General features: G+C 57.9%; 20 protein-coding genes and 2 pseudogenes. 10 read left to right on the forward strand and 12 right to left on the reverse strand.

Annotated elements, in window-relative coordinates:
* The first annotated feature begins 309 nt into the window (after window positions 1-309).
* Window positions 310-2,022: a peptidoglycan D,D-transpeptidase FtsI family protein gene (locus tag IF654_RS10745; protein ID WP_418889554.1), complete on the forward strand. Its 1,713-nt coding sequence runs from the start codon at window positions 310-312 to the stop codon at window positions 2,020-2,022.
* A gap of 560 nt (window positions 2,023-2,582) precedes the next feature.
* Here IF654_RS10745 and IF654_RS10750 read toward each other — a convergent pair.
* Window positions 2,583-3,287, reverse strand: a complete 705-nt coding sequence (locus IF654_RS10750; protein ID WP_169835888.1) for a DUF4225 domain-containing protein — start codon at window positions 3,285-3,287, stop codon at window positions 2,583-2,585.
* A gap of 157 nt (window positions 3,288-3,444) precedes the next feature.
* Entirely contained in the window at window positions 3,445-3,780 is a 336-nt protein-coding gene (gene tssD, locus IF654_RS10755) for a type VI secretion system tube protein TssD (protein ID WP_336244840.1), read from the reverse strand.
* 186 nt (window positions 3,781-3,966) lie between these two features.
* On the opposite strand from tssD, the pseudogene IF654_RS22925 reads away from it, so the two are divergent.
* Together IF654_RS22925 and IF654_RS10760 are read left to right on the forward strand one after the other, a co-directional pair.
* Window positions 3,967-4,077: pseudogene (locus IF654_RS22925) on the forward strand (integrase); the annotation flags it as partial.
* Window positions 4,046-4,462, forward strand: a pseudogene (locus IF654_RS10760) (beta/alpha barrel domain-containing protein); the annotation flags it as partial. The pseudogenes IF654_RS22925 and IF654_RS10760, both read left to right, overlap by 32 nt.
* Before the next feature lie 427 nt (window positions 4,463-4,889).
* On the opposite strand, the gene cynR reads toward IF654_RS10760, so the two are convergent.
* Complete coding sequence (cynR, locus tag IF654_RS10765; protein WP_194862489.1) at window positions 4,890-5,780, reverse strand: transcriptional regulator CynR; 891 nt, start codon at window positions 5,778-5,780, stop codon at window positions 4,890-4,892.
* A gap of 111 nt (window positions 5,781-5,891) precedes the next feature.
* Here cynR and IF654_RS10770 point away from each other — a divergent pair, with 111 nt between their 5' ends.
* The 4 genes from IF654_RS10770 to IF654_RS10785 all read left to right on the forward strand — a co-directional run bounded on the left by IF654_RS10770 (window position 5,892) and on the right by IF654_RS10785 (window position 8,643).
* Window positions 5,892-6,533: a carbonic anhydrase gene (locus IF654_RS10770; protein ID WP_194862488.1), complete on the forward strand. Its 642-nt coding sequence runs from the start codon at window positions 5,892-5,894 to the stop codon at window positions 6,531-6,533.
* A gap of 29 nt (window positions 6,534-6,562) precedes the next feature.
* A complete protein-coding gene (cynS, locus tag IF654_RS10775) occupies window positions 6,563-7,033 on the forward strand; it encodes a cyanase (RefSeq protein WP_047275830.1) in 471 nt (156 codons plus the stop codon).
* Between the two features lie 76 nt (window positions 7,034-7,109).
* Window positions 7,110-7,349 (forward strand): DUF2790 domain-containing protein, encoded by a 240-nt coding sequence (locus tag IF654_RS10780; RefSeq protein WP_094989712.1) that lies wholly within the window; start codon window positions 7,110-7,112, stop codon window positions 7,347-7,349.
* A gap of 70 nt (window positions 7,350-7,419) precedes the next feature.
* Entirely contained in the window at window positions 7,420-8,643 is a 1,224-nt protein-coding gene (locus IF654_RS10785) for an amidohydrolase family protein (protein WP_097192278.1), read from the forward strand.
* Between the two features lie 60 nt (window positions 8,644-8,703).
* Here the strand turns inward: IF654_RS10785 and mrdA are convergent, their stop codons facing one another.
* The 7 genes from mrdA to IF654_RS10820 form a co-directional block, all read right to left on the reverse strand.
* Complete coding sequence (gene mrdA / locus IF654_RS10790) at window positions 8,704-10,596, reverse strand: penicillin-binding protein 2 (protein WP_047281769.1); 1,893 nt, start codon at window positions 10,594-10,596, stop codon at window positions 8,704-8,706.
* 329 nt (window positions 10,597-10,925) lie between these two features.
* Window positions 10,926-11,714, reverse strand: coding sequence for an amino acid ABC transporter ATP-binding protein (locus tag IF654_RS10795; protein ID WP_047273626.1), 789 nt, complete (start codon window positions 11,712-11,714; stop codon window positions 10,926-10,928).
* Between the two features lie 16 nt (window positions 11,715-11,730).
* Window positions 11,731-12,972, reverse strand: coding sequence for an NAD(P)/FAD-dependent oxidoreductase (locus tag IF654_RS10800; RefSeq protein ID WP_094988289.1), 1,242 nt, complete (start codon window positions 12,970-12,972; stop codon window positions 11,731-11,733).
* Between the two features lie 48 nt (window positions 12,973-13,020).
* Window positions 13,021-13,731, reverse strand: a complete 711-nt coding sequence (locus tag IF654_RS10805; RefSeq protein ID WP_047273630.1) for an ABC transporter permease — start codon at window positions 13,729-13,731, stop codon at window positions 13,021-13,023.
* Window positions 13,728-14,447, reverse strand: coding sequence for an ABC transporter permease (locus IF654_RS10810; RefSeq protein WP_047275843.1), 720 nt, complete (start codon window positions 14,445-14,447; stop codon window positions 13,728-13,730). Before IF654_RS10810 ends, IF654_RS10805 begins: the two co-directional genes overlap by 4 nt.
* A 103-nt stretch (window positions 14,448-14,550) precedes the next feature.
* On the reverse strand, window positions 14,551-15,300 hold the full coding sequence (locus IF654_RS10815) for a transporter substrate-binding domain-containing protein (protein WP_047273633.1): 750 nt from the start codon (window positions 15,298-15,300) through the stop codon (window positions 14,551-14,553).
* A gap of 13 nt (window positions 15,301-15,313) precedes the next feature.
* Window positions 15,314-16,189: a MurR/RpiR family transcriptional regulator gene (locus IF654_RS10820; protein ID WP_194862487.1), complete on the reverse strand. Its 876-nt coding sequence runs from the start codon at window positions 16,187-16,189 to the stop codon at window positions 15,314-15,316.
* Window positions 16,190-16,323: 134 nt separating this feature from the next.
* Here IF654_RS10820 and IF654_RS10825 point away from each other — a divergent pair, with 134 nt between their 5' ends.
* The gene (locus IF654_RS10825) at window positions 16,324-17,355 is read left to right on the forward strand and encodes an Ldh family oxidoreductase (protein WP_047281771.1); all 1,032 of its coding nucleotides are present in this window, start codon (window positions 16,324-16,326) and stop codon (window positions 17,353-17,355) included.
* Window positions 17,356-17,450: 95 nt separating this feature from the next.
* On the opposite strand, the gene IF654_RS10830 is transcribed toward IF654_RS10825, so the two are convergent.
* Both IF654_RS10830 and IF654_RS10835 read right to left on the reverse strand, forming a co-directional pair.
* Window positions 17,451-18,482, reverse strand: coding sequence for an AraC family transcriptional regulator (locus IF654_RS10830; RefSeq protein ID WP_047273640.1), 1,032 nt, complete (start codon window positions 18,480-18,482; stop codon window positions 17,451-17,453).
* Window positions 18,479-19,399 (reverse strand): GGDEF domain-containing protein, encoded by a 921-nt coding sequence (locus IF654_RS10835; RefSeq protein WP_047273643.1) that lies wholly within the window; start codon window positions 19,397-19,399, stop codon window positions 18,479-18,481. Before IF654_RS10835 ends, IF654_RS10830 begins: the two co-directional genes overlap by 4 nt.
* Window positions 19,400-19,796: 397 nt before the next feature.
* Between IF654_RS10835 and IF654_RS10840 the strand changes: the two genes are divergently transcribed.
* Together IF654_RS10840 and IF654_RS10845 are read left to right on the forward strand one after the other, a co-directional pair.
* A complete protein-coding gene (locus IF654_RS10840) occupies window positions 19,797-22,355 on the forward strand; it encodes a TonB-dependent receptor (RefSeq protein WP_194862486.1) in 2,559 nt (852 codons plus the stop codon).
* 38 nt (window positions 22,356-22,393) lie between these two features.
* On the forward strand, window positions 22,394-24,295 hold the full coding sequence (locus IF654_RS10845) for a phytase (protein ID WP_047273647.1): 1,902 nt from the start codon (window positions 22,394-22,396) through the stop codon (window positions 24,293-24,295).
* Window positions 24,296-24,307 lie beyond the last annotated feature (12 nt).

Here is a 24,307-nt window from a genome sequence, read left to right on the forward strand (position 1 = left end):
ATCGGTGAGGCGATAGACCGAGAGCATACGGTTTCCATGATGGAGTCCCCCAGCACGGCAATGAAGACCTGCTCGCCGTGGCTCACGGCGCTGAGGGTGGAATGGGCCAGCGGGACATTGGGGAGCAGTTGACTACAACTGGCCCGATGGCCTATCTCCCACTCTGCTAGAGGCCATCGCCAAACGTCGCCACTTAACACGCTTTAAACTAATCGATTATCAGTGTTTGTTTCCTGATATTACAAAGCAGGATTGGAATAATTTAGTTAGGCTGGTCTTGTTTTTAGCGTATACGTCAGGATGTGCAGTGTGATTTTCCAAGCAACTAACCCTCGATTCACCCTCGTTATTATTATTTTTTATTCACTTTCAATCGTTCTTGCGGCCAAAATCACTTACCTGATGATTTTTTCTCATGATTTCTTAAGTAATGAGGGGCGTAAACGTTCAACGCGGCTGATTGAAATAGCCCCTGTTCGGGGTACTATTTTTGATAGGTTCAATCAGCCCCTGGCTGTTTCCACGCCTGTGAGCACGCTTTGGGTAAATCCTAAACAGTTCGCCCCGACGCATCAGCAAGTTGAGCTGTTGAATAAGTATCTTGCTGTTGATGAGGTGAGGATCAGAACATTAGCATCCAACCCTGGAGACAAGTCGTTTGCCTATTTGGCCAGAAGGATTAACCCGCAGGTAGCCAGCAGAATTATACAGTTGTCTATTCCAGGTGTTTATGAGCGCCAGGAGCACAAACGATTTTACCCTCAATCTTCGATGCTTGCTCAGACGTTAGGCTTTACGAATATTGACCAGAAAGGGATCGAAGGTATTGAATTACTGTACAATCACCAACTTTCGGGCATACCTGGCCTAGAGGAACGTACATTTAACTTGCACAAGCGCGTCACCCGTGAGAACCGTGTATACAAACCCGTAACGCCCGGACGTAATGTCTATTTAACCATTGACTCTACCCTTCAATATTACGTTGAAAAAGCACTCATTAAAGGGCTTGAGGAACATGCGGCAAAGTCGGTCAGCGCTATTCTTGTGCACGCCAAAACAGGAGAGATTCTGGCATTGTCTACAGTGCCTTCATTCAATCCAAATGCACGTAGAAGCTTTGACGCGAAGTTTATTCGAAATCGTGTGTTTGCTGATGTTTATGAGCCAGGCTCGGTCATAAAACCTTTCAGCATGGCAGCTGTTCTGATCGCCAATGTAATTGATAAGAACGCCATTGTAAAAATAGCGCCAGGTTTCGTAAAAATTAACGGATATACTATTCGGGACGTCGGCAGAGACAGTCAGTTAGATTTGGCAGGTATTATTCGCCGCTCTTCTAATGTTGGCATGAGCAAGGTTGCTATTCCAACCGGTGGAGCAGTCATTTCGCGACTACTGACTGATCTTGGATTCGGAAATAACACCGCGGTTTATTTTCCTGGGGAAAGTAGCGGCACGGTTCCAGTCAAGAGAGCATGGTCAGATATTGCTACAGCGAGCCTCTCCTACGGATATAGCGTGTCGGTTAACTTGGCTCAACTGGCTCAGGCCTATACCGTCTTTGCCAATGACGGGGATCTCATCCCGTTGTCGCTCATAAAAGGTGAGGCGAAGCTGCCACGTAATGTCATAAGCCCGGAGGTTGCTAACAGCGTTCTGGACATGATGGTAAATGCAGTGGAGGGACCTGGGGCAGGTGGGAAGCGCGCAGGAATCGAAGGTTATTCCATTGCAGGCAAAAGTGGGACTTCACGTAAGGCATCCAGTGGCGGTTATAAACATAATAAATACAGGGCCATGTTCGTAGGTATTGCTCCCGCCAACGAGCCAGAATTTATCATGGCCGTACTTGTGGATGAGCCTACTGCGAATGGCTATTTCGGCGGCGCCGTGGCAGCCCCGATTTTTAAGGAGGTGCTTGAAAATGTTCTTCGAATCAGGAATATACCGAGTGATGAAAGTGAAATGTTTCCTGCAGTTAAAAAATCACTAAGTGCAGAACCTTCAGACTCGGTATAGGCTCTGTGTCATAGGTTAATAATGGTAGTTATGGGCGACGGCTGGAAACGTGAGAAATGAAGTGTGTCCACTGTGGCGTGTGCACGCTGGTACAGCTTGAAACGGCCAATTTGGTGCATGGAGGCTTTGAATCTGGTGCACTAAGCACCCGCCGAGCACTTGAATATTAAGGGTATTTCGTGAGGAAGCTATTAAATTTAGACAGGCCATGTGTTAGTTGTGCGTTGATCTCATGGGTTAGTAGTATGATAAAATTGTCTCTGTTCAAGATCATGCTATTATAGGAGGGTATTATCGAGAAGCAAGGCGCATTCAAATTAATTGCAGTGAGCGCTTTTTATGAGAATGGAAGATCTGCGGTATTACACGATAGTGACACTGCTGGTTTTAGGGTCGGCTGGTTTAAATACGATGATCGTAGTTTGGGTTGTCGAGATATTTTTTACATTGTCTGATAGTGCTCTCTATGTCACAGTTGTCGTGACTTATATTGTCATATGTCTGGTCGGGATGATTCACGCTATTCCGCGATTAAGAGGTTTTTTCTGACTTGTATAAATTTACTGCTCGCCATCAGTGGTTTGGGAGGGGTGTTCTTTTTTTAATTCATATATTGATTTTATGGAGATTCCATCAACTAAGGCTTCTAAGGCTAAGGAGATTCTCCCCGTTTGCTTGTAAGCCCTCTCATAATCTTCAGGCATACTTCTAAATAGCTTAAATGTATCGGTCTTTTGGGTTTTTCTACCAAGCCCTACTCCCGCTAGCACTAAGTCAAAAGAATAATAAGTTATATCGCCATAATGCTCACTTCTAAGTATTTCTCGGTAGACTTTTTTCACGGGCCCTACAGTGCTGTTGGTGTCATTGTAAATATTCATTCCTCCTTCATATAGGTTGTTAATTCCGTGGGCAATCATTGGGCCGCTATACGGGAGGCTAAGTCCTCTTGTTGTAATGGCGGATTCAATACCTGTTTTAAGTTGCATGAATCCACCGGCAATCCCAGCATCATTTTTAGCGTAAAACCACGCTTTATTGGCTAGCTCGTCATACTCAGTTATAAGTTCCTGCATCCCGTCCCAGGCACTAATAACACCGTCGTTAACGTCGCGAATGACCTCGTTTACATAGTTTGCAATAATCGAGCTAAACTTCAGCTGCATGATGCTATCAAGGTACGTGGCGCTCGTGGTGCAGCCAAAAGACATCAGGTCTGAGGCTGCTTTCGTGACGTCATGGATGTCACACTGTTGGTCACTCATACGCCATTGTTCCATGTGCTATGCGCGCTGGTGCCAGCCCCAACGTGTATCCATGTAATATCCCGATAGCGAATCGCGACGACTTCTTGCGGCTGACCGCCTGACATATTGATCGCATGCGGTACTTGAACATTTATATACGCAATTCGTGCGCCCTCTAAACAAACAGTATAATTTTTTCCTGACTGCCCGTCGGCGATGTGCGGTAAAAGTCAATGACGCATTTAATTTTCTCACCATCTTGCAGAGCATTGGAAATCAATGGAGAGGATTTATCAATGTTATTAGTAATAACAACAGGTCTGTGTTGCCCACGACCGCCTGTTACTGTTCCATCATTTCCTGCAATCATGTCATGCGAATAAGCCAACACCATGATTTCATCAAAGTGGCCGATCTGACATTTATTGCCGATAGAAACTTGACTAGAACAGCCTGAAGAAATTAGGCCTTGTTTTTTTCCTGTAATAGACATGTATCCGTGATTAGCCATTTCATATTCCTTAAATTTACCAACCACCCTAATGCAGTAATAACGAACTTATTGTAGGAAGATTCCTAAGTATTCTGATCAGTCCCCTTAAAAAATCATGTAATTCCCTATACCCCCCGCCGAGCCGGAATTACCGCCCAGGTTGTTTGCATCCAGATCGACTGTGGTACAAATCCGATTTTTCTTAAGAACCTACGGGCGGTGCAATTGCTACTCGGCCATATGAAGCTGGAGAGCACCGTTCGGTATCTGGGGGGTGCGGTTGATGACGTGCTGGAGATGGCTGATCCTACCCAAAGGTTGGACCATCAAGAACCGCATCGCCAAAGCCGCTATGGAAGAAAATATGGCGGACGCCTACCAGGCGCGTTCGGTACACCTGATGCGTCTGTATCAGGCTTGGGCCGACGGCGGTGCTGGGTTGATCATAACGGGCAACATGATGGTCGATGGCCTTGCCATGACCAGACCCTGCGGCGTGGTGTTGAAAAAGGATCTGCAACGGGACAAATTCAAGCGCGGGGAGTGAATTGGCCAGTCCGGCGGTGCTCAGTTCTGGCTGCAGATCAATCACCCCGGCCGTTAGATGCAGGCCAACCTGGGGCAAATAGCGTGGGCGCCGTCGGCGGTATCGATGGGTATGGGCAACATGCCTAAGCATTTCGCTACGCCTCACGCGATTATTCAACCGATATCACCCTTACGTGCGATGGTTTTGCAGCAGATCGGCAGGGCTTTTCGCACGCGTCAGTATCGCCGCAGGGTAGAGAAGTACACGCGTTGAAATTCGCCATGGGCAACTTCAGGTCCACTCTCTACGGCTGATTGAGTACCCGGTTTTGGGCGACAGTAGCAGTCAGTCTGCGCCTTTGCTCTGGGAGACGCAGGTAGCGATTGTTCGCTCAAATCCGAATGTCAGCGTGTGCCGGTCTTCGCGGTGCGCGCAACCCAAAAAGCGCCTGAACAGGGGCTTTGGCAGGAAGAATCGTCTGATGCGCTGGAGCATGACGGACTTGTTTTACGTTGAGACCCAGCAACGTGTTGGGCCATGGGCGCGTCATCACGTGTCGGCCAAGTCAGCGCCACTGACTATCCGAAAGACGCTATTTTCAATAGGCCGTCAGGTCGCTGGCCACTTCCTTGGCCAGTGCCATAAACGCCCGTGCCGCCGAGGATTGATAGCCATTCTTGCGCTGCATTAATACTGCCGTGCGTTCCAACCGGTGCGGTCCCAGCTCAACAGCAACTAACGCGGGGTGCGCCCGTGCGATGGCGGCGGGCAGCAAGGTCGACAGCGGGGTTCTGCGCACTACCTCAATCAATGCACCAATCGCATTGGCCTCCATGACCACGCGCGGGCGGATGCCGTGTTGGGTGCAATAGCGGTCGACCTGCTCGCGGGTGGCGAACGCTTTGCTGAGCAGAATCAGAGATTGCGCATTCAGCGTTTCCAGCCCGATGGTTCGTTCGCCGGCCAGCGGGTGTTGGCTGCCCACGACCAAGGCAAGCGTTTCAACCAGCAGTGCAAAGGCCTCGATGTCTGGTGCATGCACTTCATCAAACCCAATGCCCACATCCAGTTCGTCCGCCAGCAGCTGGTGCTCCATGTGCTCTTGGGCGAGTTCATGCACGTTCAGCACAATGTTCGGGTAGCGGCAGTGAAAGGCTTCCACCAGCGGCCCGACCAGGTAAGTGGTGAAGGTCGGCGTCACTGCGATGCGCAGCGTTCCTCGACTGAGATCGCCCACGTCATGGATCGCCCGTTGGCCTTCGCGCAGTTCCTGAGCCGCGCGCAGGGCATAGCGCAAGTAAACCTCTCCGGCATCGGTCAGGCGCGTCTTGCGACCTGTACGGTCAAACAACTGCGCGCCGAGGCTTTCTTCCAGTTGCCGCACTTGCTGTGACAGTGCGGGCTGCGAGACATGCAGTGCGGCCGCCGCACGGGTGAAGCCTTGGTGGTGCGCAACCGCAAGGAAATATTGAATATGACGCGCGAGCATGCTCGTACCTATAAGATTATCTAATGCTTGCGATCATATATCAGACTTTTACCTTATTTCACGTTCTCCGTAACCTTTGCTTCATCGCATCGCGAACCAACGGAGTCACCCATGCAAGACATCATCGACGGTTTCCTTAAATTTCAGCGCAATGCCTTCCCGGAACGGGCCGGCCTGTTCAAAGGCCTGGCCAACCAACAGAGCCCACGGGCGTTGTTCATCTCCTGCTCAGACAGCCGGCTGGTGCCGGAGCTGGTCACACAGCGCGAACCGGGCGACCTGTTTGTCATCCGCAACGCTGGCAACATCGTCCCGTCCTACGGCCCTGAGCCGGGCGGCGTGTCGGCCTCGGTGGAATACGCCGTCGCCGCCCTGAAAGTCAGCGACATCGTGATCTGCGGGCATTCCGACTGCGGCGCCATGACCGCTATCGCCACCTGCAAGTGCCTGGATCACATGCCCGCCGTGGCCGGCTGGTTGCGCTACGCCGATTCCGGTCGGGTGGTCAATGAGGCGCGTCAGCATGTCGACCAGCACGCCAAAGTCGCCTCGATGGTGCGCGAAAACGTCATCGCCCAGTTAGCCAATATCCAGACACATCCTTCAGTACGCCTCGCACTCGAAGAACAGCGCGTGACGTTGCATGGCTGGGTCTACGACATCGAAAGCGGCTGCATCCAGGCCTTCGATCGTGGCACCGGCACGTTTGTGCCACTGGCCGAAAACCCCACGGTTCGCGCTGTTTCGCACTAACCCTGATTTTTACCCACGGAGAACCCACCATGATCCAGTCCCACATCAACCAAAACGCTCGCCATGCCCTGACCGACGTCATCTTGTTGGCCAAGGCCCGCAAAGACTTGTCGTTTGCACAAATCGCCGAAGGCACCGGCCTGCATGAAGCCTTCGTCACCGCTGCGCTGCTCGGTCAACACCCGCTGCCAGCCGACGCCGCGCAAGTGGTGGCCGACACCCTGGGCCTCGACGCAGACGCTGTCCTTGTGCTGCAAAGCATTCCGCTGCGCGGCAGTATCGGTAACGGCATTCCCACCGACCCGACCATCTACCGTTTCTACGAAATGATTCAGGTCTACGGCACCACGCTCAAGGCGCTGGTTCACGAAAAATTTGGCGACGGCATCATCAGCGCCATCAACTTCAAACTGGACGTCAAGAAGGTCGATGACCCGGACGGCGGCTCCCGTGCGGTCATTACCCTGGATGGCAAGTACCTGCCGACCAAACCGTTCTGATCAATGCCCCATGGACCCGGCGCTATAAGGCTGCCGGGTTCCCTTTTTCCGACCATCTGGAAGAGAGCTTCTGAGCATGAAAGCGTTACTTCTACTGATAGCCAGCGTGTTTAGCGCTGCGGCCATGGCCGACGAGCCGCTACCGGTTGAGCACTACAGCTACAGCCAGCACCTGGACATCGCCCACGTCATTTCCACCACTGACATCGCCAATGTCTGCGCCGTCGTGCCTGTGCGTATGACCTATGAAGACGCCAATGGCCAAAAACACATACTGGAATACCGTGTGATGGGTAACGGCTGTTCCAACGGTTGAACACCCGGTTATTTATATGTCTACCGTTGCCCTGAGGTGTCTGCGGGCAGCAACACAGAGGGCCTACGTCATGGATTTAATCTTTCGCAATGTACGCATCGATGATGCCAAACCGCTGATGGACGTAGCGGTGAACGACGGCAAGATTATCGAGATTGCGCCGACCCTTTCAGTGCGCGCCACGCAGGAAATCGAGGGCCATGGCAACGTGTTGATCCCGGGGTTTGTCGAAGGGCACCTGCACTTGGAAAAAGCCAATATCATGCACCGCAAGGCCAATCGCTCCGGCACGTTGAAAGAGGCGATAGCGGTTACCGCCGCACTCAAACCGACGTTGACGCGCGACGACATCCTTGAGCGTTCGACTCAGGCACTGCGGGCCTTGGTGCAGGCCGGCACCACCCACGTCCGCGCCCACGCTGAATTCGACCCGGTGCAAGGCTTCACCGGCTTTGATGTGGTGCTGGAACTGCGTGACACGCTGCGAGACGTCATCGACATCCAGGTGGTGGCTTTCCCGCAGGAAGGCATCCTGAAACTGCCGGGCATGCAGGCCATGATGGTTGAGGCCATGGAAAAAGGCGCCGATGTCGTGGGCGGTATTCCCTACAACGATGACTCGGCCCATGAACACATCGACTATGTGTTCAACCTGGCCCGGGAGTACGACAAGGACATCGACTTCCATCAGGACTTTGCCGACAACGCCGAGCACATGACCATTGAATACCTGGCCCGCAAGACCCTCGAAGCAGGCTATCAAGGGCGCGTGTGCGTCGGTCACCTGACCAGCCTGGGCGCTGTGCCGCCGCACAGACAGCAGGCAATCATTGGCTTGATGCGTGAGGCGGGCATCAGCGTCATGTGCCTGCCCGCCACCGACTTGCACCTCGGCGCGCGCGGCGACGACCATAACGTACGTCGCACACTGACGCCGGTGCGGGCGCTGCGTGACGGCGGGGTGAATGTCTGCCTTGCCACCAACAATATTCGCAACGCGTTCACCCCGTTTGGCACCGGTGATTTGCTCAACATCGCGCAGCTGGCAATTCCGGCCTGCCACCTGGGCGGGGCGGATGACCAGGCCACGGTACTGTCGATGCTCACGACCCATCCGGCGAAAGCGCTGGGGCTCAAGGATTATGGCTTGGCGCCGGGTAAGGCTGCCGATGTGGTGTTGCTGGATACACGGTCGGTGGGCGATGTGATTCTCGACCTGCCCGCGCGGTTGATGGTGCTTAAACGCGGGAAAATCGTAGCAACCTCGGTCTGTCAGCGTTCGGTGGTGTTCTGATCCGGCGCGGTGCGTTGACGAGCCCCCCATGAGGGGGCTTTCTCACGATCCGGGCTGTCACTACACAGGCGGGTTGCCCTGTTTGATGTGCGGGCTGGCATATTGCGGCTTCAGCCCACCCTGGCTGTCGAGCAGCCACGCATCCATCACCTTGCGCACCACCGGCCCGGCAACGCGTCCACCCGCTTCGCCGTTTTCGATCATCACCGAGATCACGATCTGCGGGTCTTCAGCCGGGGCAAACCCCACAAACAAGGCGTTGTCGCGATTGCGTTCAGCGGTTTTCAGGCGGTTGTAGCGCTCACCTTGTTTAATCGCCACCACTTGCGCCGTACCACTCTTGCCGGCAATCCGGTATTGCGCGCCGGTTGCCGATGCCCGGGCGATCCCCCGGGCATCGTGCATCACCAGTTGCATGGCATGGTTGACCTGTTCCCACTCTTTGGGGTCATGCAGCACGATGTTGGGCATCGGGTGTTCATCCACCGGTGGGGCACCGTCGATGGTGCGGGCCAGGTGCGGGCGGTTCCAAACCCCTTTATTGGCGATCAGCGCAGTGGCCTGTGCCAGTTGCAAGGGCGTGACCTGCATGTAGCCCTGACCGATGCCCAAAATCACCGTTTCGCCGGGGTACCAGGCCTGACGCCGGGTGCTGCGCTTCCATTCGCGTGAAGGCATCAAACCGGACGATTCTTCGAACATGTCCAGCGACACTTTCTGGCCCACACCAAACATCGACAGGTAGTCGTGCAGGCGGTCAATGCCCAGCTTTGACGCCAGATCATAGAAGTACGTGTCGTTTGACCGCATGATCGCGGCGTTCAGGTCCACCCAGCCATCGCCGCTGTGGTTCCAGTTACGGTATTTATGGTCGACGTTCGGCAGTTGGAAGTAGCCGGGGTCGAAGACCCGCGTCGAGGCAGAAATCACGCCGCTGTCGAGTCCGGCGATGGCGACTTCAGGCTTGATGGTCGAGCCGGGCGCATACAGGCCGCGCAGTGCCCGGTTGAACAACGGTTTGTCGATGGAATCGCGCAAACCGGAATAATCCCTGGAACTGATGCCGGTCACGAACAGGTTGGGGTCGAAGCTCGGTTTACTGACCATCGCCAGCACTTCACCGGTTTTCGGGTCGATGGCAATGATCGAGCCGCGGCGGTCGCCGAGGGCCTCTTCGGCCGCTTCCTGCAACTTGATGTCGAGGCTGAGCACGATGTTCTTGCCCGGTACTGCATCGGTGTGGCGCAACACCCGCATGACCCGGCCCTGAGCATTGGTTTCGACCTCTTCAAAGCCGACCTTGCCGTGCAGTTCGGGTTCGTAAAAACGTTCGATACCGGTCTTGCCGATGGACTGCGTGCCCCGGTATTGCGTGGGGTCCAGCTGCTTGGTTTCTTTCTCATTGATACGCCCGACATACCCTACCGAATGCGCAAAATGATTGCCCTGCGGGTAGTGGCGGACAAACTGCGCTTCCACGTCGATACCCGGCAAACGGTACTGATTGACGGCCAGCAGCGCGATCTGTTCTTCGGTCAAGTCGTAGAGCAGGGTGGACGGCTCGAAAGGGTGGCGCGCCTGTTTCATCGCTTTGGCAAATACGGCGCGTTCCTCGGCGGGCAAATGCAGGATGCTGATCACCGAATCGAGCACATTGGCGGCATCGCCCGCGCGTTCGCGGGTCAGGGTCATGTTAAAACTGGGCTGGTTATCGGCGAGCAACACGCCATTGCGGTCATAAATAAAGCCGCGTTCGGGCGGGATCGGCAACACATGCACGCGGTTGTTTTCGGAGACGGTGGAGTTGTAGTCGAACTCGGTGACTTGCAGGAAATACAGCCTGCCCACCAGCGTGCAACTGATCGCCAGTACCAGTGCAGCGCACGCGATAAGTCGTTTATTGACCAGCCGTTTCTCGGTGTCGTGATCTTTGAGGGGGATCGGCTTGGGCATGGTGGGGGTGCCTCACATCAAAAAACGGTAATGCAGCCGTCTGCGCAAGGGGCGGCAAGCGGCGAAAAGTCGGCGCACACCTTACCAGCACGTGGGGTATTAATCCGCTTTGCAACATGAAACTTGACAGGCTGCGCGCACAGGCGCGTTGCGCGGGCAGCCTACAGCCGTGACGGGCCTTCCATGGCCCAGCACGGCTGGCTCGGCTCCTGCCGACCCACCCCCGCAACAGCACCTGCGTTCAGCCTGCTGTGAGGGGGCTTTTGTATCGTTTGCACCGTTTAGGTAGCAGCAGTGAGATTGCTTTAAGCAACAGCAACAGCGTCAAATCAATGCACGATTTGCGCAAGGAACGCCTTGGCTCGCGGGCTTTTGGGTGCGTTGAAGAAGTCGTTGGGCGGCGAGTCTTCGATGATCATGCCGCCATCGAGGAACAACACGCGTTCGGCCACTTGCCGCGCAAACCCCATTTCGTGGGTCACGCAGAGCATGGTCATGCCGCTGCCCGCCAGGTTGACCATGACGTCGAGCACTTCGCTGACCATTTCCGGGTCCAGCGCAGACGTCGGTTCGTCAAACAGCATGATTTTGGGTTCCATGCACAGGGCGCGGGCAATGGCGACGCGCTGCTGCTGTCCGCCTGACAGTTGGCTGGGGTATTTGTCGGCCTGGCTGGCAATACCGACTTTGTTGAGGAAGTGCTGCGCCAGTTCAACCGCTTTTTTACGCGACAGGCCGCGTACCGACATGGGCGCCAAGATGCAGTTGTCGAGGACGCTCATGTGCGGGAACAGGTTGAAATGCTGGAACACCATGCCAATTTCACTGCGGACCCTGGCGGCTTCGCGGGTGGCTTGGGACAGGTCGGTGTTGTTGATCAGGATGCTGCCTTTTTCGGCGATTTCCAGGCGGTTGATGCAGCGGATCAAGGTGGATTTGCCTGAGCCGGACGGGCCGCACAGGACGATGCGTTCGCCTTCGCGCACGGTCAGGTCGATGCCTTTTAGGACATGAAACGCGCTGTAGTACTTGTTCAGGCCAGCGATGTCCACGACCACCTTTCTGGTGTCCGACGATGGAGACACGGGCGTGTGAACGTAAGCAGGTTGTGCATGCATTGTGTGTCTCCAGTAATCAGTAAAAGCGCTCGGCGCTGTAGGGTGTCGGGTCGGTGAAGGGGTATTCACCGGTCATCATTTCGGCCAGCAAGCGTCCGCTCACCGGGCCCAGGGTCAAGCCGTGGTGAGCATGACCGAAGTTGAACCACAGGCCTTTATGCCGGCTGGCCGGGCCGATTACCGGGCACATGTCCGGCAGGCAGGGGCGTCGGCCCAGCCACGGTTCGGGGTCCAGCCGCTCGCCCAGCGGGTACAGGTGGCGGGCGCGCGCTTCGCAACGGCGCAGCTGGATCTCGTTGATCGGGTCTTCGCTGTCGGCAAATTCGATGCCGGTGGTCAGGCGTATTCCGCCCACCATCGGCGCCAGCACATAGCCGCCCACCGAATCCAGAATCGGGTGGTGCATGGTGTGGCCGTCTTTCGCGGCGTAATGCATGTGATAGCCGCGCTTGATGGCCAGCGGAATGCGGTAGCCCAGCGGTTCGAAGATGTCCCGCGCTTGTGGTCCCAGGGCGATCACGGCTTCGTTGGCCACGATCAACCCCTTATGGCTGTCTGCCTGCCACTGGCCCGCCGTCGGGCGCAGGCTGGTGGCGTCACCGATGACGAATGTGCCGCCGCGCTTGATGAACAGTTCGGCGTAGCCACGGGTCAGGCCGCCCGGATCGCTGACGGTTTTGGGGTCGAGCCAGTGAATGCCGCCGATCACATCAGCGTGCAGGCCGGGTTCCAGTGCGTGCACCTGGGCCTGCCCGAGTACGCGGTAGTTGAGTGTGTACGCTTGTAAGGCGGCGGCATCGCGCTGCGCTTTGTCGAAGTCCTCGCGGGTGCGGTACACCTCCACCCAGCCGCTTTCGCTGATCAGGCCGGTCATACCTGCCGGCCCCGCCAGCGCATCGTGTTCAGTGACGCAGCGTTCAATCAACGGCAACATGGCGCGGGTGGCCTTGGCCAAGCCTTTGGCCCCGGATTGGCGCCAATACTGCATCAGCCACGGCCCCGCCTTGGGCAGGTGCTTGAGGCTGTAGCGCACGTCGGATTGCTGATTCAGGCCATAGCGCAGCAAACGTGAGATTTCGCGCGGGAAGGAGTAGGGGATCACGCTGGCACGCTCGATCAGCCCGGCATTGCCGTGGCTGGTTCCGCTGCCGGGTTGGGCCCGGTCCAGCAACACCACGTTGCGCCCTCGGGCCTGGAGTTGCAGCGCGGTACTGACGCCGACGATGCCGGCTCCCAGAACAATGGTGTCGCAATGCATAAACAAATCCTTGAAACGGGGGCCGTGTTCGCAGCCCGGACAATGGGCTTACTGCAAATGACGGCTGAGTCGGCCTTCAATCAGTTTCAGGCTGCGGCGCACCACCTCCACGATCACCAGGTACAGCACGGCGGCCCACAGGTAGACCTGGAAGTCGAAGCTGCGCGAGAACACCATTTTGGTCACGCCCATCAGGTCATAGATGGTGACGAGCGAGGCAATGGCGCTGGCCTTGATCATCAGGATCAGTTCGTTGCCCAGCGGGCCGATGGCCACCAACAGCGATTGCGGCAATACGATTTTGCGAAAGGTGGTCCAGCGCGACAGGTTCAAGGCCTTGCAGGCTTCACGCTGGCCCTGGGCCACGGACAAAATGGCGCCGCGCAAAATTTCGGCCTGGTACGCCGCGGTATTGAGCGTGAACGCCAACAGGGTGCACAGCCAGGCGTCACGGAAGAACCACCAGAGGCCGACGTCTTGCCACAGGCTTTTGAACGAGCCAAGGCCGTAGTACAGCAAAAATAGCTGCGCCAGGAGCGGTGAACCCCGGAAGAAATACACATAGGCGCCGGTAAAGCTGCGCAAAAAGCGGCTGCTCGACAGGCGCCCCAGGGCGATCAGCAAGCCGAGCAGGGCGCCGAGGGTGAAGGAGATGCCCACCAGTTTGCAGGTCACCCACAGGCCGTCAATGAAGCGCGGGCCGTAGCGGTCCAGCAAGTCGGGGCTGAGCAACAGGTTTTGCAGGTCCGTCAGGCTCATGGCTGCACGCTCCGCTGATGACGATTGAAATGGCGCTCCAGGTAGGCAAACAGGCGGCCGGAAATCGCTGAGAAGAACAGGTAGATGAAACACGCCACGCTGTAGAACAGCATCGGTTCTTTGGTCACGCTCACCGCCAGGTTGGTCTGACGCATCAAGTCGACCAAGGCAATGGTCGACACCAGCGAGGTGTCTTTGAGCAGTGACAGCCAGTTATTGGAGAGGCCAGGCAGGGCAATGCGCGCCAGTTGCGGCAGCACCACTTTGCGGAACGTGGTGAACGGCGAAAGGCCCAGCGCCGAGGCGGCTTCAAACTGACCTTTGGGAATGGTTTTAAACGCGCCCAGCCAGATTTCGCTGGAGAACGCGGCAAACACCAGGCTGAAGGCAATCATTGCCGCCACGAAGGTGTTGATCGTGAAGGGTGTGTCGTAGCCCATCAGGCCCAGGATTTTTTGCGCCGCGATCTGGCAGCCGTAATAAATAATCAGCAGCGTGAGCAGTTCCGGCAGGCCGCGAAACACAGTGGAAAACGTCGTCGCCCAAGCACGCATCCAGCGATTTTTGGAACGTGCGGCCACCGCCACGAGCAGCCCCAATGGCAAACCGATGGGCAGGCAGCTCAGGGCCAGGGCGATGGTGACCAGCGACCCGGCAAGCAGCGCCGAGCCCCAGCCGCCACTGGCGAAGGAAAGCAATGAAAGTTGATCGAGCATGCTCGAATCCCCGGACAAAATCGGGCCGATATTCAGCCGCTGCGCACACCGGGTGCGCAGGGCAAGGCGTCAGGCAGGCTGCCCTCAACCGAGGGCGGGCAGGTTAATAAATGTCGAAGTCGAAGTACTTGCTGGAGATCTTTTTGTAGGTGCCGTCAGCCACGATCTCGTCCAGAGCCTTGTTGAAGCGCTCGCGCAAGTCGTTGTCTTCTTGACGCACCGCGATTGCGGCGTCGGCCAGCGTACCGTTCACGTCACCAATGATCTTGCAGCAGTCCTTGCCGGTTTTATTGACCCATTCGAGCAATGGGAATTTGTCGGCAATCACCACATCGACCCGCTCATTGGCCAGTTCACTGTTGGCTTCGTCGAGGGTTGGGTACAGCTTCAGGTCAGCCTTTTTGTAGTGCTCTTCGGCATAGATGCTTTGGGTGGCAGCGCTTTGCGCGCCGACAGTTTTGCCGCTGAAGTCACTTTGCGCATCGGTGATGTCCGAGTCTTTGGGCACGGCAATCGACAGCGGGGTGCGGTAGTAATGATTGGTGAACGCGATTTTCTGCTTGCGCTCATCGTTGACGATCATCGAGGCCACAATCGCGTCGTATTTTTTGGCCATCAGGCCGGCGATAATGCCGTCCCAATCCTGCGCCACCAGGGTGCAGTCGGCTTTCATGCGTTCGCACACGGCCATCGTGATGTCGACGTCAAAGCCATGCAGCTTGTTGTCCGAGTCCACGTAGTTAAACGGAGGGTAGGCGCCTTCCGTGGCGATTGTCAGTTTGTCGGCCTGAGCGTTGGACGCTACGGCTACAACCATTGCACATGCACTTGCAAAGCGAATGACGTTTTTCATCTAGCACCTCGTTTTATTGTTTTGTGCCGGGTGAGGAGGTGTAGCCCACGAACTCGTTGTGCAAGGCCGCGGTTGCCTCAAGACGTTTTTCTACGTCCGGTCCCAGTTGTTTGCAGACTTCATTGACCAACAGGTGCACCAGCGACAGCATGGCCGCCGTGGATTCCCAGAACAGATTGAATTCGGTCGGTACGCGAAACACTTCATCGGCGTACTGGTCGGCCCAATCGCAGAAGGTGTCTGTGACCAGCGTCACCGGGATACCGGCTTCGCGGGCCTTGCGGCACAGGTGCTGGGCGTGGCGCGAATAACGCCGCGCTTCGAACACCACCAGTGCGCAGTCATGGTTGGGGCATAACAGGACATCGGCGTAATGCCCGGCCGCACCGTCCACCAGGTGCACGCCGTCGCGGATGTATTGCAGCAAATGCACCATCGAGGCCGCGATGCCGCGCTCGGTCTGAAAACCGGCGACAAAGACTTTGCGGCGTGTGGCCAGGCGCTGGCTGACGATCTGCCACTCGGGGGTCAGGCTGTACTCGTAGACCTTGACCAGTGCCCCGACTTCCAGCTCAAAACTGCGCGGCAGCGCCTGCGGGCTTTGGCTCGATTGTTGGCGGAATTCTTGCAGGCGATCACCGACCAGCCAGGGACCATCACCCAGGTCGTCTTTCAGGTCGTTTTTCAGTTCTTTGAAATGGCTGTAACCCAGCGCCCGGCAAAAACGCCCGACACTCGACTCGCTGACGCCCAGCTTGCTGGCAATGTCGGCGGCCGTTTGAAAAGGCAGCTCGTAGAGGTTGGCCAGCATGTAACTGGCAATCGCCCGACCCGACGGGGCGGCGGTTGACAGGCTGCTTTCCAGGCGTTGTTTGATCGACTGACTCACGGCTGTTGTTCCTGTTTTTATTTCAGCGCGTTGCAGAAAGTGAATGTTTTCTGTCATTAAGTCAACAATTGACAGATATCTGTCATCGCCGGATAGTTGCCCACAACAATAACAACTCGATTGGAGCGCACCGCATGTCTGAATCCGACGCTAGCGTACAGGCCGTTGAATCGCTGTCTCTGGAGCAACTGACCACCTTGCTGCAACAGATTTTTGAACGCCACGGCACCTCGCACACCGTGGCCAGGGTACTGGCGGATAACTGCGCGCGAGCCCAGCGCGACGGTTCCTACAGTCATGGGGTGTTCCGCATTCCCGGCTATTTGTCCTCACTGGCCAGCCGTTGGGTTGATGGCCAGGCGAGCCCTCAAGTTGAAGATGTGGCGTCGGGTTTTATTCGGGTGGATGCGGCCAATGGCTTCGCTCAACCGGCGTTGGCGGCCGCTCGCGGGCTGCTGGTCGAAAAAGCCCGCAGCGCCGGGATTGCGGTGCTGGCCATTCGCAATTCGCACCACTTTGCAGCGCTCTGGCCCGACGTTGAACCCTTCGCTGAAGAGGGGCTGGTGGCGTTGAGCGTGGTCAACAGCATGACGTGCGTGGTGCCCCACGGCGCCCAAAAGCCCTTGTTTGGCACCAACCCGATTGCCTTCGCTGCGCCGCGTGCCGATGACCACCCGATTGTGTTCGATCTGGCCACCAGCGCCATTGCCCATGGCGATGTGCAAATTGCCGCGCGTAAAGGTCATGAACTGCCAGCGGGCATGGGCGTTGACCGTCGGGGTGAGCCGACCCAGGACCCGAAAGCGATTCTCGACGGCGGGGCTTTATTGCCGTTTGGCGGGCACAAAGGCTCGGCGCTGTCGATGATGGTGGAGTTGCTCGCGGCGGCCTTGACCGGCGGCAATTTCTCGTTCGAGTTTGACTGGTCCAAACACCCCGGCGCGCAAACGCCGTGGACCGGCCAGCTACTGATCGTGATTGATCCGAGCAAATCCGGAGGCAACAGCTTTGCCGGGCGCAGCGCTGAGCTGGTGCGCCAGATGCACGCGGTAGGCCTGGAACGGCTGCCGGGGGATCGTCGGTTCAAGACGCGCGCCCAATCGCTGGAGCACGGGATACCGCTGGCGATCGACGAACTGGCCAAGTTGCGGGCATTGGCCCAGTAACTCCGCATCAGGTGTTCGCCTTCTTCGTGGCCTCGTGTGTGGGTGAGCGGTGGACAGCGCTGGCGCAGTACGTGGCCACGAAGAGGGCTTGACGGCTAGGAAAACAACTGCCGAATCAGATTGGGCGTACAGCCGGTCCAGCGCTTGAGCGAGCGCCGGAAGTTGGCCGGATCGCTGAAATTGAGGTAGCGCGCGACGTCTTCGTTGCTCATCCCTTTGATCTGATACAGGTACAGCGCCATGTGTTTACGCGCCTGATCCTGCTGCGCCTGAAAGTGTGTGCCGTGTTTACTCAGTTTGCGCTTGAGGGTGGCCTGGCTCATGCCCAGGGTTTGGGCGGTGAGTTCCAGGCTCGGCGCGTGGTGCGCGTTGTGACGCAAATACACGTACACACGGTCAAGCAGACTGGCACTGAACCCCAGGCTGTCGAGTTCGCGCTGGGCGTGTTGCAACGCCACTTGCCGCGCAATCGCTGAGGCTTTGGGCCATGGCCGGGTAAGGCACTCCCGGGGGATGCGCATCATGTCCAGCTGGCAGCCAAACTGGCTGTTTTCGCCCAGGTGCACCCAGTACTGCTCCACATAGCGGGGTTCGGCATGGCTGAACCGGCATTCCCACGGCAGCCGTTCGCCACTGAGCCACCGACTCATGGCCAGCAGGGCAGTCATGCTGGCTTCCAGTACAAAGCGCGCGTGCTCCTGGGCGCCGCTGCTGTCGAGCCAATACACATAGGCGTAATGGTCATCGAGCACCAGGCGCGGCGTCAGCAGCGGGCTGAGCAGGGCGCGATGGTGGATCACGGTTTCCAGCGCCTGATGCAGGTTGGGCGCCTGTTGCAGGGCGTGGCTGGCGGGGCCGTAATGCCCCGGCAACAAGCGCTGGCCGAACAGAAAGCTGCTGTCATCGGCGTCCAGCAGACGGCGGGCATTGCCGATCAGGCTGAAAAACTGCTGCGGGCTGACGCAGGTCGTGCCCGCCAGAATGTCTTCGTAAAACAGCCCGGTGCCGCGTAACAGGCGATGGCTGTCGATGTCCCGCGACAGCGCCAGATCGATTAGCGTCGCGGGCTGATAATGCCCGGGTATGAAGCGCGTGTCGGCCTCGTACCACCCGCCGGGCCGGCTCATGCGCGCTGGATCCGGGGCGGCTTGGCGCGGGCCAGTGCCAGGTTCAGGCGTTTGAGCAGGGCGTCAGGGGTTTCGTCGACCGCCATCACCACTGCGGTGCTCGCGCACAGGTAAACCCGTTCGCCCTGGAGACGGGTTTTATGCGCCAGGCTTTGCACCGCCTGTTCCATTTCCTGTGCCAGCAGGCGCGCCTGACGTTCGCCGGTATTGGGCAACACCATCACAAAGCGATCCCCGGCCAGACGGCACAGCAGGTCGTGGCGGCGCAGGTTGAGCAACAACAACTGGCTGATGGCTTGCAACACGGCATCGCCTTCTGGGTGCCCGTATTGCTGATTGATCGACGCGAAATGATCGAGGTCGAGCGCCAGCAGCGACAACGGTTGCTGATGCTCAAGGCTGTGGCTCAGGCAATCGCTGACCTGACGCTTGAGGTAATCGGCGCCCCCCAGCGGCGTCAACTTGTCAAACAGGCGGTGCTCCCGAAATACCCGCTCGCGCTTCTCCATTTGCTGGCTGATGGCCAATTGTTCGCGGTGCCAGTGGAACAGGCCGATGGTCAGCAAGATCATGCCCACCGGCATCGGTGCCGACTCCAGCCAGTGGTCCCAGCCGATGTGCTTGGGCAAGCGGATGAATTCGTCGAGCACATCGATCCACCACGAGAAAAACATGAAGCATAAACCGCTGGCCAAGTAGTTGGTGACGCGCCCGGCAGGTCGGCTTTTGAGCACCAGTCCCAGCCAGAACAGCATAAACAGCGCGGTGCCGCCTTCGCCCAGAATGTCCAGCCACTGCCACTCACTGACCGGTTTTACGCTGCCGAAGGCCAGATTCAGCAGCAGGCCGATATTGGCCCCGAGTACCAGCAGGGCGAGCTTCCAGCGATGATGTGTCAGCACGTTTAACCCGCTCATGAAAGTTCTACCAAAACGTATTGCCGGTCAGCAGAACAGAGCCATGTGACAACCGTGTGACGGGCGCGCCGGGTCGAATCAGCTCAGAGCTGTTGCAAGAAATTTCTGTAAACAACAGCGTGTGCAGGGCCTGCCGAGTTGAACACTTGAGGCGCCATTCACCGGGCGGAGTCGGCACGGGGGCTTGGCTCTGATCGCGGTGGCGTGCGTGAACAGCCATTGCGCACCGCGTGAGGTCAAATCAGCTCATTTCGCCCTTCATCTGGGTCCAAACCCGCTGATTCCGGGGGCTCGCGCCACTTGCTGTCACAGCACTGTCATCCGCGCTGCCTAGTTTTCGCTACCAATTGCCGGGCCACTTGCCCGGCCGGTCACGGGACGCTGGGGGAGCACAAGCATGTACAAGTGTCGCAGTAAGGCACAGTGGGTCGGGTTTACAGTGAGCGCCTTGGCCATCGCGATTGCCAGTGAACGCCTGAGCGCCGCCGATGCGGCGGCCACAGGCGCCACCGAGCATGTGGAGGTGGTCGGGCAGGCGGCGAGCATCGATCAGGCGCTCAAGGAACAACGTAACTCCGACAACATCGAGAGCGTAGTGCACGCCGATGGCGTGGCGCAGTTGCCCGACGCCAACGTTGCCGAAGCCGTGCAGCGCCTGCCGGGCATCAGTGTCGAGCGCGATCAGGGGGAAGGCCGGTTTGTCAGCGTGCGCGGCCTGGGGCCGGACCTCAATAGCGTCACCATCAACGGCACGCTGGTGCCTTCGCCGGAAAGCGCGCGCCGGGCTGTGGCGCTGGATGTGTTGCCTTCCGAGCTGGTGCAATCCCTGTCGGTAATCAAAACACTGACCCCGGACATGGATGCCAACTCGCTGGGCGGCACCGTGGACGTGCAAAGCCTGTCGGCGTTCGACCACAAAGGGCTGTTTTACACCGGCACCAGTGAGGCCGGTTACAACCAGAACACCCACCAGACCAGCCCCAAGTTTTCAGGTGCGATCAGTGATCGTTTCAGCCTGGGTGACGGTATCGACAACTTCGGTGTGGCCGCTGCCCTGAGCTGGAACAAACGTGACTTCGGCTCCGATAACGTCGAAACCGGCGGCGCGTGGGATTTCAATGACGGCGCCCGGCTCAACAGTTTCGAGCAACGCGTGTACGACATCAGCCGTGAACGCACCGGCGGCGGGCTGAATTTCGACTACAAGCCCGATGACGCGACTCAACTGTACCTGCGCACGCTGTACAGCCGCTTCAAGGACAGCGAAACCCGCAACTCCACCAGCCTCGAATTCGACAAGCCACAGGCGGCAGGTGAGTTGGGCAAGGCCAAAGCCAAGCGCAAGCTCAAGCAGCGCGAAGAGACCCAGGAAATCCAGTCGTATGTGTTCGGTGGTGAACGCATGCTGGGCTTATGGACCCTCAGCGGGCAGGCGGGTTACAGCACCTCCAGCGAAGACAGCCCGGGGCACATCGCGGGGGCCACGTTCAAAGGCAATTCCAGCTTCCCCAACAGCGGTTTTTACGACACTGAAAAGCCCCGGCCGATCATTACTGAAAAGCCCCGGCCGATCATTGGCGCGGGCTTTTATGACCCGTCCAACTTCACCCTCGACAAAGTGGACTGGGAAGAGCAGGACACCCGCGACACCGAGAAAAACCTTCGCCTGGACCTGGCCCGTGACTACGACGTTGAGGGCTATGCCTCGCAGGTCAAATTCGGCGGCAAGGTCAGCCGTCGCAACAAGGACAATGACCTCAATGCCTGGGTCTACAAGGATTTCGATGACGCCGGTTTTAACGATGCGCAGTTGAACATGACCTCGTTCGACAAAGGCAATGTGCACTATCAGTTGGGCCAGTTCGGCCCCGGCATCAGCGGTGGTGCGATCAAAGACCTGATCGGTGGCCTCAACCCCGGCGATTACTACGATGAACAGGAGTCGCGGGCCAACGATTTCAAAATGCGCGAAGACATCAATGCTGCGTACGTGATGAACACCGTCGATATCGACGATTGGCGTTTTATCGCCGGCATGCGCTACGAGGGCACTGAATTCGAGGCCAAAGGCACAGGTGTGCGTGATGGCGCCTTTGAAGCACAAGACACTCAACGCGATTACCACCACTGGCTGCCGGGGCTGCACGCACGCTATCAGTTGGACAAAAACACCCAGCTGCGGGCGGCGTGGACCAACGCCGTGGTGCGCCCGACCTTCGGCCAGTTAGCGCCGGGTTTTGTGATTGACGATGACGAGGCCAGTTTCGGCAACCCCAACCTCAAGCCGCTGGAATCGAGCAACTTCGACTTGGGCATTGAGCATTACATGGGGCAGGCGGGCACGGTGTCGGCGTTCCTCTTCTATAAAGACATCAAGAACTTTGTCTACAACAACGACCTGGCGGGCAGTGGCGAATGGGTCGATTTCACCGAGGCGCATACCTACGCCAACGGCGACAGCGCCAAGCTGTACGGGCTGGAGCTGGCCTATTCGCAGAAGTTTGACTGGCTGCCCGCACCGTGGAATGGCCTGTTGCTCGGCGCCAACACCACCTTCAGCCGTTCCAGCGCGAGCATTGAAGGGTTCGATCAGGCCACGGGGCGAAACCGCAAGCGCGACATCGACCTGCCCAACCAGTCCGACACCGTGGGCAACCTGATGCTCGGCTGGGAGGACGACACACTGAGCTTGCGCCTCTCTGCCAACTACAAATCGCAGTACCTCTATGAGCTGGCGGGGATCAGTGACAAAGCCCACGACCTGCATGTCGATGCGCAAACCTTTGTCGATTTCAGCGCCCGTTACTCGCTGACCAAAAACCTGCAAGTCAGCTTCGAGGCGCAGAACCTCACGGACCAGCCTTACTTCGTCTACAGCGGCCACCGTCGTTACAACAACCAGTACGAAGAGTACGGACCGACCTATTCGCTGGGCCTGACGTTCACCCATTTTTAAAGGCGGCCCGAGCGGGCCAGTAGAAGGAATTTCCCATCATGCGTTTTATCCGTAAACCGTGTCTGTTGCCGATCTTGGCCTGCCTCAGCGCAGCCACGGCGCAGGCCGCACCTGACATCGCAGCGCCGACTTTGCAGGCCTGGGGGACGGGCAACGTGCAGGCACTGGGCTTTGCCCCCGATCACCAGCGGCTGGCCGTGAGCAAGCGTGACGGGGTGTTGCTGCTCGACGCAGAGGGCAAAACCCTGAGCCACGTAGCGGGCGCTTTCGCGTCGCTGGACAGCCGTCCGATGGGCGATCAGGTGCTGGTTGCCAGCCATGACGAGAAAAAGCAGCAAGTGGCCCTGTTCAGCCTCGACCCGCGCAGCCATGAGTGGCAGGCACCGGTCTACTTGCCGCCCCGTGATTACGCAGTCAACGGCGTGTGCCTGTACCGCGACGAGGCGAGCAATGTCTATCTGTTCACCGTGGGTGAAGAGGGCAAGGGCGAACAATGGCTGGTGGCGGCTGACCGCAAACGACTGGCCGAGCCACGTCTGGTGCGCAGCCTGCCGTTACCGCCGAATGCCGAGTTCTGTCAGGTTGACGATGCCGGGCAACAGTTGTTCGTGAATGAAGAAAAGGTCGGCTGGTGGGTGTACCCGGCCCACGCCGAGGCCGATGCCTCGCGGGTGCCCGTGGCGCTGATCGAGCCCTTTGGTGAGGTGAAAAAGGCCGCCGGGGCCATGGCGCTGGTACCGGGCGGGATGCTCGGCCTGGACCCGAAAGCGGCGCACCTGCACCTCTACCAGCAGCACGGTAACGGTTGGTCGCCAGTGGCCCGATTGGCGCTGGACACGTTCAAAGAGCCGGAACACCTGGCGGTGCGCCAGACGCCTCAAGGGTTGCAGGTGCTGGTGCAGGATGACAGCAACCAACAGGTGTTCCAGGGGCTGTTGAACTGGCAGCCGACCCCGGCCCGTGCCCCTGCGCCATTGCCGGTGATCAAACCCGTGGTGCAAACCGAACCGGTGGTCAGTCAGGGCGATGCAGCGGATGACCCGGCCATCTGGGTTAACCCGCAAAATCCGGCCCTGAGCCGGGTCTTGGGCACCAATAAAAAGAATGGCCTTGAGGTGTACGACCTGCAAGGCAAGCGGCTGCAACACCTTGAAGTGGGGCGCCTGAACAATGTCGATGTGCGCCCCGGATTCACGTTGGGCGAACGCACCGTGGACCTGGCAGTGGCCACCAACCGTGACCACAACAGCCTCAGTGTGTTCAGCATCGACCCTGCCACGGGTGAGGTGCGCGCAGTGGGTGAAGTGCCGACACCGGTAAAGGACATCTACGGGTTCTGCCTGTTCAAAGCGCCGGGGGGCGAACTCTACAGCTTCGCCAACGACAAAGACGGCACGTTCGTCCAGCACCGCCTGAGCGCCAGGGGCGATCAAGTGCATGGTGAGCTGGTGCGTCAGTTCAAGGTTCAGACCCAACCGGAAGGCTGTGTAGCGGACGACCGGCAGCAACGGTTGTTCGTGGGCGAAGAAGATGTGGCGGTGTGGGCGGTGGATGCGCGCCCCGATCAGCCGGTCACGCTGACCCGTGTGATCGGCGTTGGCGATCAGGTGCAGGACGACATCGAAGGGCTGGCGCTGTATCAGACCGCCAAACAGTCCTATCTGGTGATTTCCAGCCAGGGCAATGACAGCTACGTCGTGCTGGATGCCGCACCACCGTATGCCGTGCGCGGCGCTTTTCGTGTCGGGGTCAACGCTGACGCCGGGATTGACGGAACGTCGGAAACGGACGGTCTGGACGTGACCTCGGCCAACCTCGGCGGCCCGTTTGCCCAAGGCATGCTGGTGGTGCAGGACGGCCGCAAGCGCATGCCGGAGCAAAGCCAGAACTACAAGTACATCCCGTGGGCCGAAGTGGCCAAGACCCTGAAATTGCCTTGAGCCGGTTGTCAT

The sequence above is a fragment of the Pseudomonas lundensis genome, from assembly GCF_015377145.2.
Classification (GTDB): Bacteria; Pseudomonadota; Gammaproteobacteria; order Pseudomonadales; family Pseudomonadaceae; genus Aquipseudomonas; species Aquipseudomonas lundensis.